Source organism: Streptomyces sp. P1-3, assembly GCF_050613155.1.
GTDB lineage: Bacteria > Actinomycetota > Actinomycetes > Streptomycetales > Streptomycetaceae > Streptomyces.
In genome coordinates, this window is sequence record NZ_CP192512.1 from 3,626,196 (window position 1) to 3,638,569 (window position 12,374).

At 73.7% G+C, this 12,374-nt stretch carries 6 protein-coding genes and 3 tRNA genes; 5 read left to right on the forward strand and 4 right to left on the reverse strand.

Annotation, left to right across the window (positions count from 1 at the left end):
• The first annotated feature begins 7 nt into the window (after window positions 1–7).
• Complete coding sequence (locus tag ACQUSR_RS15390; RefSeq protein ID WP_431043131.1) at window positions 8–895, forward strand: LLM class F420-dependent oxidoreductase; 888 nt, start codon at window positions 8–10, stop codon at window positions 893–895.
• A 299-nt stretch (window positions 896–1,194) separates the two neighbouring features.
• On the opposite strand, the gene ACQUSR_RS15395 is transcribed toward ACQUSR_RS15390, so the two are convergent.
• A tRNA-Met gene (locus tag ACQUSR_RS15395) sits at window positions 1,195–1,268 on the reverse strand.
• Between the two features lie 262 nt (window positions 1,269–1,530).
• Here ACQUSR_RS15395 and ACQUSR_RS15400 point away from each other — a divergent pair.
• Entirely contained in the window at window positions 1,531–2,133 is a 603-nt protein-coding gene (locus ACQUSR_RS15400; protein ID WP_431043132.1) for a hypothetical protein, read from the forward strand.
• Window positions 2,134–2,208: 75 nt separating this feature from the next.
• On the forward strand, window positions 2,209–2,622 hold the full coding sequence (locus tag ACQUSR_RS15405) for a hypothetical protein (protein WP_431043133.1): 414 nt from the start codon (window positions 2,209–2,211) through the stop codon (window positions 2,620–2,622).
• A gap of 143 nt (window positions 2,623–2,765) precedes the next feature.
• Here ACQUSR_RS15405 and ACQUSR_RS15410 read toward each other — a convergent pair whose 3' ends face one another.
• The 3 genes from ACQUSR_RS15410 to ACQUSR_RS15420 all read right to left on the reverse strand — a co-directional run bounded on the left by ACQUSR_RS15410 (window position 2,766) and on the right by ACQUSR_RS15420 (window position 5,122).
• On the reverse strand, window positions 2,766–4,316 hold the full coding sequence (locus ACQUSR_RS15410) for an MFS transporter (RefSeq protein ID WP_431043134.1): 1,551 nt from the start codon (window positions 4,314–4,316) through the stop codon (window positions 2,766–2,768).
• A 360-nt stretch (window positions 4,317–4,676) separates the two neighbouring features.
• A tRNA-Arg gene (locus ACQUSR_RS15415) sits at window positions 4,677–4,749 on the reverse strand.
• Between the two features lie 282 nt (window positions 4,750–5,031).
• Window positions 5,032–5,122 (reverse strand) — tRNA-Ser (locus ACQUSR_RS15420).
• A 212-nt stretch (window positions 5,123–5,334) separates the two neighbouring features.
• Between ACQUSR_RS15420 and ACQUSR_RS15425 the strand changes: the two genes are divergently transcribed.
• Both ACQUSR_RS15425 and ACQUSR_RS15430 read left to right on the forward strand, forming a co-directional pair.
• Window positions 5,335–5,967: an SSI family serine proteinase inhibitor gene (locus tag ACQUSR_RS15425; protein WP_431043135.1), complete on the forward strand. Its 633-nt coding sequence runs from the start codon at window positions 5,335–5,337 to the stop codon at window positions 5,965–5,967.
• A gap of 198 nt (window positions 5,968–6,165) precedes the next feature.
• A complete protein-coding gene (locus ACQUSR_RS15430; protein WP_431043136.1) occupies window positions 6,166–11,946 on the forward strand; it encodes a PAS domain-containing protein in 5,781 nt (1,926 codons plus the stop codon).
• Window positions 11,947–12,374: the final 428 nt, after the last annotated feature.

Here is a 12,374-nt window from a genome sequence, read left to right on the forward strand (position 1 = left end):
CGGCGCCATGGCAACTGACCTGACACTCGGCACCATTGGCGTGTGGACCGCGGTCCTGCGCGCGTCCTCCGCCCCCGACCGGCGCGGCGAGATCGCGGAAGCCGCCGCGGAGCTGGACGACCTCGGCTTCGGCACGCTGTGGCTCGGTGGCAGCCCGGCCCCCGACGAGGCGGGCGTGCTGCTGGAGGCCACGTCCCGGATCACCGTCGCGACGGGCATCGTGAGCATCTGGGACCATCCGGCGGCCGAGGTCGCCGAGCGGTACGCCGCGCTCAACGCCGCCCACGACGGCCGCTTCCTGCTGGGACTGGGCGTCAGCCACAGTGCGCGGAGCGAGCGTTACGCGCGGCCGTACTCCGCGATGCGGGAGTATCTGTCCGCCCTGGACGCGGCCCCGGCCCCGGTGCCCGCCGCCGGGCGGATCCTGGCAGCGCTCGGCCCGAAGATGCTGGAGCTCGCGCGCGACCGCGCGGTCGGCGCGCACCCCTACCTCGTGACCCCCGAGCACACGGCGGAGGCCCGCGCCGCCCTGGGCGAGGCGGCCGTGCTCGCCCCGGAGCTCAAGGTGGTGCTCGAACCGGACCTCGACCGCGCCCGGGCCATCGCCCGGAACTACCTCGCCTTCTACCTCGCGCTGCCCAACTACACCAACAACTTCGTCCGACTGGGCTTCACCGAGGACGACTTCGCCGACGGCGGCAGCGACCGGCTGCTCTCCGCCGTCTTCGCGCTCGGCGACGCCGCCGCCGTCCGGGACCGGGTCGACGAGTTCCTGGCGGCGGGCGCGGACCATCTGGCGGTCCAGGTGGTGACGGCCGACCCACTCAACGACATCCCGCTGCGCGAGTGGCGCGCCCTGGCCGAAGCGCTGCCGCTGACGGCCGCGGCGAGCTGACGGACCGACACACCAAGCCGACGAACCGACACGCCGAGCCGACGGCGCGCCGCACCGCCGATCGCCCTCCGATCGCGGCTGTGCCGGACCGACCCCCGTCCGGTCCGGCACAGCCGCGATCACTGCCCCAGCAGCATCGCACCCGCCACTGACAATCGCGCCGACCCGCACCGACGACGCCGTAGCGGCGGCATCAGCGTTGTCGCGGAGAGGGAGGAGAGAACGGCGGAGGTTGTCGCGGAAAGGGAAGAGAGAATGACCGAGGGCCCGGCACTCAGGTGCCGGGCCCTCGGAACGAGTAGCGGGGACAGGATTTGAACCTGCGACCTCTGGGTTATGAGCCCAGCGAGCTACCGAGCTGCTCCACCCCGCGTCGGTATGTCGCAACCTTACGTCAATGCTCCGCCGATGGGAAATCCATTCCCCCGCCGCGCCCCGCGACTCCGCTTCTGGGCGCCCATACCCCCTTTGACCAGTTACTTTGCAACAGCGCGGTCTCAGGCGCGGCGCGGCCGCAACAGCGCCGTCCCAGCCTCGCTGCGGACGGATCTTCGTGCATGCCCATGCCATCCGGCCCGGCCATGATGAACGCGCACACCACACGGACATCACATCGGGGGACCATTTCCATGCGTATGCGACGTTCAGCCGCCGCGGTCGTCTTCGCGACCGGCTTCGCCCTGCTCGGCACCGCCTGCGACGAGGACGCCGCCACCGGCGGGGCCGGCACCGGGGAGACGCCGGGCAAGAAGCCGAAGCCGTCGGCGAGCCGAAAGGTCGACGGCGACGCCGGCAAGACACTCGCACTGGGCGAGACGACGGCCCTGACCTACAAGCGCGGCTCGGACCGGAGCATCACGATGGAGGTCACGGCCAAGAGCGTGACGAAGGGCTCGCAAAGCGATCTGGACGCCGTGAAGATGGACGCCGCCGAGCGGTCGATGCAGCCGTACTACGTCACGTTCGACTTCAAGAACATCGGCGAGAACGGCCTCGAATACCCCTCCCTGACCGTTCCCGCGAGGCTGCGCGACGGCCGCGGCGAGGAGAGCAAGCAGGTCATCACCCTCGGCGACGACGTCAAGCCGTGCCCGGCCGGCGACCTCGAGGAATTCGCTCCTAAGGCCACCGCCACGCAGTGCGCCGTCTTCCTGCTGCCCAAGGGCGAGAAGCCCTCGGTGGTCGCCTACACGGGCGACTACGACAAGGAACCGGTGTTCTGGAAGGCGAACGGCTGACGGCCACCCCCGGAACCGATGATCATGGAGAATCCGTCCCTCTCCGTGTCAGTTGATCACTGAAACGGAGAACTCATGCGTAAGACAACGGGGTTGGTCTCGATGCTGGTACTGGCCGGCGCCCTGAGCGTGCCCGTCGCCTCGGCCCACGCCGCGAGCATCCCGTCGGACTGCCGCGCCAAGATCAAGGCGGCTTCCGGCCTCAACGACAAGGCCCTGGACGCCTCCGTCGGCCGGAAGTACCTGAAGGCCGCGGACTACAACAAGTCGACGTGGAAGAAGATCACGGACGCGAAGGCCATCTGCCGACTGGGGCACGACCCGCGGTACGTCATGGACCGCCTGACCGTCGCCTACGACTCCGCCCGTGAGGCACGGGACCACAACCTGAACGCGCACTACCACCACAAGCCGACCGAGAGGACCCGGGCCATAAACGCGGAGGAGCGGGCGAAGGACCAACTCAAGCGGGCATACGGGCACGCCTGACCCGTATCACCGCGCGCGCCGGAGGCCCCTTCCCACGGCGGAAGGGGCCTCTCGGCTGCCGCGCTTGGACTCTCCTCCGCGAGAACTCGCGCTCTCTTCCGGGAGAACGCACGCTCTTCCGGGAGAAGGGGAATCCGGCGACCTCACTTCTCCGACGGAACGCGAGGGGCGACGGTGACCGCCTCCGGTGTGGCGTGCTCCCCATCGTGCTGCGGTGTGGCGTGCTCCCCATCGTGCTGCGAGTTCATCGACGCCTTTCCGCGCGGCATCAGGAACGCCGCGAGCAGCAGTGCCGCGAAGCCGAAGCAGGCGGCGGACAGAAAGGCATCGTGGTTGGCCGACTCCTGCGCCTTGCGCACCAGGTCCATGTCCCCGCCGGCGGCGGCCAGGTCGGCGTCGAACCCCTGGTACGCGATGGTGGCCGTGACGGCGATGCCGAGCGCTCCGCCCGTCTCCTGGCTGGTGTTGATGAGCCCGGCGCCCAGCCCCGCCTCCTCCTCGCCGATCCCCACGAACGCCGCGATCTGAAGCGTCACGAAGCACATGCCGCAGCCCAGTCCGAGGGCCAGGAAGGCGGGCAGCAGGTCCACGGCATAGCTGCCGCCCACCGGAGCCCGCCACATCAGCAGCAGCCCGGTGACCGTCAGCGCCAGTCCGGCGATCAGCACCGGCCGCGCCGCCACCTTGGTGATCAGGCCCGAGGCGATGCCCGCGCCGACCGCGACGGAGACCGCGAGCGGCACGTAGGCGAAGCCCGCCTTCATCGGCGCGTACCCGTAGACGTACTGCATGAAGAGGCTGGCGAAGTAGAACAGCGCGCCGAAGGTGCCGAAGACCAGCACCGCGGAGAGGTTCGCGGTGCGCATCGTCCGCAGCCGGAAGACCCGCAGCGGCATCAGCGGGGAGGCGACCCGCGACTCGATCACCAGGAAGACCGCCAGCAGCACGGCCACCCCGGCCAGGCTGCCGAGGGTGCGGAAGGTTCCCCAGCCCACGTTGGTGCTCTCGCCCAGGGTGAAGATCAGCAGCAGCAGCGCGCTGGTGAGGGTCACCGCCCCTGCCGTGTCAAAGGGACGGCGCCGCTCCTCGGCCCTGCTCTCCGGCAGGATCCGCGGGGCCAGCACCGCGACCCCCACGCCGATCGGCACGTTGATCCAGAAGATCCATTCCCACCCGGGGCCGTCGGCGAGCACCCCGCCCAGAATGACGCCGGCGATCGAGGCGATACCGGCCAACGAGCCCCAGACGCCCAATGCCTTGTTGCGTGCGGGCCCCTCGGCGAAGGTGTTGGTCAGGATCGACAGGGCGGCCGGGGCGATGAGCGAGGAGCCAAGGCCCTGGAAGGCCCGCGAGGCGATCAGCATGGCGCCGTTCTGCGCGAGGCCCGAGGTCAGCGATGCCAGGGCGAACAGCACGAAGCCGGCCCGCAGCATTCTGCGGCGCCCGAAGGAGTCCGCGATCCGCCCGCTCAGCAGCAGGAATCCGCCCAGCACGGTCGAGTAGGCCGTGACGATGTAATTCAGATCGACGTCCGACATGTCGAGACCGTCCTGGATGGACGGCAGGGCGAGATTCACGATCGACACATCGAGAAAGACCATGAACTGGCCCAGGCACAGAAACGCCAGGACGGCCCCGGGACGAGAGCCCGCCCTGGGTCCTGACCGGCTCTTGGTGGAGTCGGGGGCAGTCATCGCATAACTCCTTGTGATGCAGGATCAGCGGGATGAGGTAACGCGGAGCGGCCACGGGCGACGTCAGCCGGCGGCCGCCAGCCAAGACGAGCCGCCGCCGAAGGCCGCGGGGCCCTCCTGCTTCGCACCGGCGGCGTCCGGCTCGTCAACGCTCTGACGGACCGCGACGAAGAAATGTGACCGGTGGACGAGAACGATCCGCCGGTCGCGAGCGCGACGACGATGCCGGCGCGAGCGGCGCCCCGGACGCCGTCTGGTTCACACCGCCCGGCAGTTGATGTCGGCGTCGATGTCACCGTTGCTGTCAACGCATACGCCAGAGGCCCCTTCCGGTGACCGGAAGGGGCCTCTCAGCTGCTGTGCGCTCGGCAGGATTCGAACCTGCAACCTCTTGATCCGTAGTCAAGTGCTCTATCCGTTAAGCTACGAGCGCTTGGCTTCCCGGCGGTTTTTCTTGCCGGTCGGCGTTGCGGGAACAACATTACATGACCTGCGGCGTCAGGCGAAATCCGATACGCGAACCCGCCCTGAGCTGGGAAAACGCCACCATTCCAAGATCATCGATCACCGCGCCCCCGCACCCTGCGGCCGTCCCGTCGCGGTTCTCCTGTCGCGGTTTGTCCTGTCGCGCGGCGTCCGGCGAACGGCAAACGCGAAGGAGCCCCGGGCAAACGCGAAGGAGCCCCGGTCGATGACGACCGGGGCTCCTTGTCGGCGGAGGCGGAGGGATTTGAACCCTCGATGGGGGGTAAGCCCCAAACCGCATTAGCAGTGCGGCGCCATAGACCGGACTAGGCGACGCCTCCAGATACACCGGCCACTCCGCGCGGGCGCGGTGTGGCGTGTGCAGATGATGACACAGCCGTACGGCTGGTCACCAATCGCGTCCTACGGTACTAGGCCGCCGGGCACCAGGGCAAAGCCCTGAAACACCTGTCCCGGCGCAACGCGCGCGGCGGAGGCGCGTTAGAGAGGCAGGGGCAGCGCATGCCCCGCCTCGCACCCCGGGAGTACGCCCATGAGTCAGCCCCTCGGCATCCCCGCCATCCCCGCGTCGCTGCGCCGCCTCGCCGCCGCCTCCGGTTCCGCCGTCGCCTCGGCCGCGTCCGTGGCCACCACGGTCGCCGCCGTGACCCTCCTGACCACCACGGCCACCGCCACCGCCAGCGCCGCCACCCCCGCCGTGGCCGCGGCTCCGGCGCCGGCGGCCACGCCCGTCCCCGTACCGCTGCCCGAGAGGTACGGAGAGCAGTACGCCGACCGGTACGACGAGCTCGCCGACCTGCCGTCCGCGGGGCTGCGCCCGCATCCGGTCTCCACCCCCCACCGCCTCGTTCTCACCTACTCCCACACCGGCGAGGCCGCCGACCGGCGGAAGTACCGGCTCCACTGCCACCCCGCCGGCGGCACGCACCCGGACGCCCGGGCCGCCTGCGCCCGGCTGGACGAGATCGCCCAGTGGAACAAGGACCCCTTTGCGCCGATTCCGGAGGAGCGGGTGTGCACGATGCAGTACGGCGGCCCGGCCACCGCGCGCATCACCGGGACATGGGCCGGGCGGCGGGTGAACGCGAAGTTCACCAGGGCCGACGGCTGCGAGGTCACCCGCTGGAACCGGCTCGCACCGCTGCTGCCACACGCGGGTGAGTGACGGAGGCCACATGTCCGGGGTGCGGCGAGTCGCACAAGGCCGTGGCAGAACCTCCCTCTCGTCCCCCGCCGCTCCCGCACCCCCTGCCCTTAGACTCCCTCCCAGTGACACTCCGCGGACCGGTGCCACCCGATGGACCGGGCGGCAAGATGGCCGCGGGTGTCGGCAAGGTGCGGTAACCAGGGAGGAAGCGTCGTCGTGAGCAGCAGGCCATCCCGAGGCGCTGCTCGCCTCGCAGCCATACTCGACGCCCTCCCCGACGCGCTGCTGCTGGTCAACTGCAACGGCACGGTGGTCAACGCCAACCACATCGCCCTGGAGACGTTCGAGACCCCGGGCACCGCGCTCGTGGGCCGCGGTCTGCTGGATCTGCTCCCGGACTTCGACTCCAAGCGCATCCCCGGCTCGATGCGCCGCCCCGACAACAGCGACGACGGACGTACCCGGCCGACCCGGATGATCGCGCGGCGTACGGACGGCGTGCGGTTCCCGGTCGAGGTCACCAGCGCGAATCTGGAGGACGGCCGCACCCCGTACGCGGACCACCACAGCTACACCGGCGACGAACTGCTGATGCTCGTCGTCCGCGACCTGACCGGCACGCTCGACACCGAGGCCGAACTCGCCCGCCAGCAGCGCCAGACCGAGATGATCCTGCGCGCCGCAGCCGAGGGCGTGGTGGGCGTGGACACCGAGGGCAAGGTCGTCCTGGTCAACCCGGCGGCAGCGCAGATCCTCGGCTTCCGCGCCAGCGACCTCGGCGGCAAGGAGCTGCACCCGCTGGTGCACCACTCGCGGCCGGACGGCACCCCGTTCCCGTACGAGGAGTCGCCGCTGGCCGACACGCTGCGCTCCGGGCGCAAGCACCGGGTGCGCGGACAGGTGCTGTGGGCCAAGAACGGCAGCCAGGTGCCGGTCGATCTGACCACCGCCCCGGTGCGGGACGGCGACCAGCTCGTGGGCGCGGTGATGACGTTCACCGACCGGCGCGCGTACGACGAGATGGTGGCGGAGCAGACCGAGCGCTACGACACGATGCTGGCGGAGCAGACGGAACGCTACGACAGCATGGTGACGGAGCAGACCGAGCGCTACGACAGCATGCTCGCCGAGCAGACCGAGCGCTACGACACCATGCTCGCGGAGCAGACGGAACGCCACGACGCGCTGGTGGCGGAGCACGCCGAGCGGTACGACGCGCTGGCGGGCCGGAACAGCCAGCTGCTGGCGGTGCTCGGCCAGTCGCTGCGCGGGCCGCTGCTGCAACTGCGCGCGGAGCTGGGCACCCTGGCGTCCGACCCGGCGGGCCAGCTGTGGCCGGAGGCCAACCAGATCCTGCACCACCTGGCCGCGGGGTACACGCGGATGACCACCCTCGTGGACAACGTGTTGAGCTATCAGCAGCTCGACGCGGGCGGCGCGGAGCTGGTCCGCCGGAAGGTCTCGCTGGACGGCGTGGTGACGGCCGGTGTGGAGGGCGCGGTCGAACTGATCGGCCCCGGGCGGGCGCAGTTCGCCGTCCACGCGCCGCCGATCGAGGCCGAGGTGGACCCGGAGCGGCTGGCCCAGGCGCTCGCGCATCTGATCGCCGACGTGGCCGGGGTCGACGCGACCGGCGCGGCGGCGGTCGGTGGCGCCACGGGCGACTCGACGATCGTGGTGGCGGCGGCACAGCGCGGTGCGGTGGTACGGATCGAGGTGCGCGGGCCGTACCCGGGCGGCGATCCGGTGCACGAGCCGATCGTCCGCGGGATCGTGCGGCGGCACGGCGGGGTGCTGCAGACGCACGAGGTGCCGGGGATGGGCGGCAGCGCGTACGTCTTGGAGGTGCCGGTCACGGCCGCGGACGCGGCGGGCGCGGCGGTCGGCGGGGCGGCCGAGGTACCGGAGACCCGGGCCGTCGGGGCCGCCGGGGCGGCGAACGGTGGGACGTCAGGCGACGGGACGTCGGGTGCCGGTGTCGGCGGTGCCGGTGTCGCGGGTGCCGGTGTCGGCGCCACGGCCGCGGACGGCACGCGCGGTGCCGGGATGCCCGGTGCCGGGACCGACGGGACGGGCGAGGTGGCCCGCGTCGGGGCCACGGATCCGGCTGCGGGTACGGAGACGGGTACTGCTTACGGGCCGGGGCGGGAGGCGGCCGCCGGTGCGCGCGGCACGGCGACCCCCGCCGCCGTACCCGACCCCAGGCGGGGCGACGCGCCGACCGGACGGCGCGCGCGCCGCGCGGTGGGCGGTGGCGAAGCCGTCAGCGGCGTCGGTGGCGGTACGGCGGAGGGCGGGCGTTCCGGCGCAGCCTCCGCGGCCGGGACTTCCGGTCCGCAAGCTGCCGATCTACCGACTGGCGGTCCGCAGGCTGCCGGTCTGTCGGCTGCCGGTCTGTCGGCTACTGGTCTGCCAGCCACCGGTCCGCAGGCTGCTGCGCCGTCGGGCGCGGGGGCGCATGGGACCACCGGGGCGGCGGACGACGCGGGACGGACGCAGGGCACGGCTGAGGGCGCCGGGGTCCCGCAGGAGGCTGCGCTGCCCAAGCCCACGGGTCGGCGTCGGGCACGCCGCGCCGCACCCGAGGAGCAGCCCCCCGTCCCTGAGGCAGTCGATCCGCGCCGGGCCGTGACCAACCAGGGCCACCAGGGCGGCGGTTCCACCGACGGCTCGGGCGGCGGAACGACCTCCGGGCACGGACTCGTACCCGCGCAGGGAACAGCCCCGGACGGGCCGGTCCCGGCACCGACCGGGCGGCGCGCGCGGCGCGCTGCGGCCGCGCGGGACGGCGGACCGCAGGGTACGCAGGGGGCCGAGGGCGGCACCCCGGCTCCCGGGCGGGCCGCGTTCGCCCTCCCTCCGGCCGCCGCCGACGCCACTCCGGGCCCCGAGGGCTGGCCGGGCCCTCCGGCAGACCCCGGCACGGATGGACGGGGCATGCCTGCCCCCGTTTCGGAGGGACGCGGCGGCTACGGCCCCGACGTGGACCACGTACCCAGCCCCGGAACGGACGGACGCGGCACGAACATCCCCGGAACAGTCGGCCCCGGCATGGTGGGCCATGGCCCACATGGTCCCGGTGCGGACGGCCGTAACGCATACGGTCCCGGCGCGAACGGCGACCTGCCCGGCACCGCGACGGACCAGCGCGGCGGGCACGCGACCGGCGTGGACGGCGGCGGCGCAGCCGGGCCCGGCACCGACGGGCGCGGTTCCCACGAGCCCGGTACGGACGGGCGTGGCCTGCCCGGGCCGCGAACGGACGGACGTGGCGCGCGCGATCGGGACTCGTACGGGCCCGGTGCGGACGGCTCCCTCGCGCCGGTTCTCGACACGCCCGCGTCCATCCCGCACGCGTCCGACCCGCAGGGGCCCGGCACGGGTGGGCGTGGTCCGCAGCACTCCGGCCCGCATCGTCCCGGTACGGACGGCCATGGCATTCACGGTCCCGGGCCGCGGACTTCCGGCGCGAACGGTTCGGATGCCGGAGCCGCAGACGGCGCCGGAGGCGGGACCGCGGCCGACGCCGGTGGCTCCGGCATGCCCGCGCTGCCCGCCGCGGCGGCCCCCGGTACCGGACGTCGTCGTGCGCGCCGCGCGCTCGCCGAGGCCCCGGAGCGGATGCCGGCCGACCAGCAGCAGGAACCGCGGGACGCCCGGCAGCAGGGCCCGTCCCAGCCGCAGCCCGCGGCCGAGGCGGCGGGCGGCCGGGCGCCGTTCGCGCTGCCCCCCGCGGCCGCTGATCGCGCGCCGCGGCCGTCGCCCGCGCTGCCCCCCGAGCTCGGTCCCGCGGGCCTGCTGCCCGCGCAGAGCAGCCTGGAGACCGGGCCGTACGACGACATGGAACCCGGCGACGCCGCCGGCCCGGGGCGCGTTCCCGGCGACCGCCGCGTACCCGGCGCGGCTCCGGCGACGGTGCCCGTTCCCGCCGCCGGTGGCACGCACGGCGGTTCTCACGACCCGTACGCCGTACCTCCCGGCGGGCGGCGGCGCGCCCCCGTTCCGGGCCCGGCGACGCCCCACGGCCCGGACGGCGCCGCGGGTGCGGACGAGTGGTCCGGCGAGGCGCCGGGCGGGCGTCGCGCCGTGGGACGCGGACGGCCGGCCGCCGGGCCGGGGTTCGACGACGGCGTGCCGCCGCAGGGCGGCACGGCGCCGGCGGGCGGCTGGGGACCGCAGGGCGTACCCGTACCCGCGCAGCCCGGGCCGCGTGACGCCGGCGCGGTGCCCGCGATGCCCGCACTGCCCGCCGCTCGTGGCGCCGGTGCTGATGACCGTGCTGACCGTGTTGGCGCTGCTGACGGCGCAGAGGGCGCTGACGGCGCGTACGCTCCCGGCTCGTCGCCGGAGGTCCGCGATCAGCCGACCGGGCGGCGCCGGGCGCGGCGGGCGCTGGCGGAGGACGGGGCCCGGCAGCCCCTGCCCGATGCCGTGGGCTCCGCCGCGGACATGACCAGCTCCCCCGACTCAGTGGAGACCGCCGAGGCCACTGGGGTCGCCGAAGCCACTGGGGTCGCTGGGGGCCCCGGCCGCCCGGCCGGAACCGCCGCCCGGAGCGGCATGCCCCGGCAGGTGCCGCCGACCGCGGCGCCGCAGAGCGCGGACGCTTCACACGGCCGCGCGATCAGTGTGCGGACGCTGGGACAGGGCGTGCCGTTCACGCACCAGGCGGGTGAGCAGCAGCGTCCGGGTCCGCAGGCCCAGCCGAACGGCATGGCCGCTCCGGGGCCTGGCGTCGCGGCCGGTGCTGCCGGTCCCGGGGTCACGGCCCGTCCCGCCGGTGCGGCCGGTCCCGTCGGTGCGGCCGGTCCCGTCGGCCCCGCCGGTGCCGCCGGTCCCACCGGTGCGGCAGCGCACGCCGAAACAGGAGCCCACGCCGCAACAGCGTCACCCGCCGCCACGGGTGGGGCGACATCGAGCGCACCCGCCGGTCCGCCCGTCGGCGCGGCCGCCGCCGCGGCCGGTCCCGGTTCCGGGCGCCGCCGGAAGCTGGCGGCTCGGCCCGAACCGGCAGCGGAACCCACCCCGTCCACCGAGGTGGAACCGGCCGGACGCCGCCGTCCCAAGCCGCAGCCGCTCCCGCAGCAGCAGCCGCAGGCCCAGCCCCCGCAGCCGCAGCCGCACCTGCCGAGACCGTCCACCGCCCCCGGGCGGGCGTTCGCGATCGGCGCGCCGGACGAGGGCGCGGAGGGCCCGGAGCCGCTGGACGGGCCGAACGGCGCCATAGAGATCGTCGACGACCGTACGGCCACGCCGCCGCCGGACGACGAGCTGCCCCCGGAGCCGCTGGACAACCCGCGCCGGCTGCTGGTCTGGCCCGCGCCGGACGTACCCACGCAGCAGGCGCTGAGCGACCGCGGCTACCGTCCGGTGATCGTGAACTCCCGTGAGGAGGTCGACGCGCAGATCGCGGCGTACCCGGCCGCGCTGTTCGTCGACCCGCTGACGGGGCCGATCACCCGCACGGCTCTCCAGTCGCTCCGTACGGCGGCCGTCGCCGCCGAGGTGCCGGTGCTGGTGACGGCGGGTCTGGGGCAGGCGACGCGGGACGCGGCGTACGGCGCCGACCCGGCCGTCCTGTTCAAGGCACTCGCACCGCGCGACAGCGAGCAGCACCCGCCGCGCGTTCTGCTGATCGAGGAGCAGGAGGCGATCGCGGACGCGCTGACGGCGACGCTGGAGCGGCGCGGGATGCAGGTCGCGCGGGCCGGTGCGGACGCGGACGCGGTGACGCTCGCCTCGCAGATGCGGCCGAACCTGGTGGTCATGGACCTGATGCAGGTACGCCGTCGTCGGGCCGGGATCGTCGACTGGCTGCGCGGCAACGGACTGCTCAACCGCACACCGCTGGTCGTCTACACCTCCGCGGACATCGACCCCGCGCAGCTGTCGCGGCTGAGTTCGGGCGAGACGGTGCTGTTCCTCGCGGAGCGCTCGACGAGCGCGGAGGTGCAGACCCGGATCGTGGACCTGCTGGCGAAGATCGGCACGAACTGACCGCGTAGGCGGACGGGCAGGACCGTCCGTCCGCCTACGCCCGTCCCCGTAAGCCTGTCCGCGTACGCCCGTCCGTCCGGAACCGTCCGAGCCGGTGAGTCGGCGTGCGGCGGTACGGACCGACTCGCGCAGCCGTGCCACAGGCGGGGTTGACTGCGGACTGACCCCGGGCCGGGTCGTCCGCTCCCCCGGACCGCAAGCACCGCCGGGGGACGCGAGCGACCGATCACGGAAGGCGCCGGGGCCGCAGGGGTGGGTCCTGGACGCTGTCGTGTGTTTGTGGCGCCAAGTGCCGGGTGACCCGACGGTCCGGGGCACCGGCGCCGTAAATATACGGTCCAGGACCCGCCCCGGAGGCCCCAGGCGCCGACACGGGACGACGGCGCTCAGCCCCCACGCCCCCACGTGCCCACCCCATCGCCGGGCGG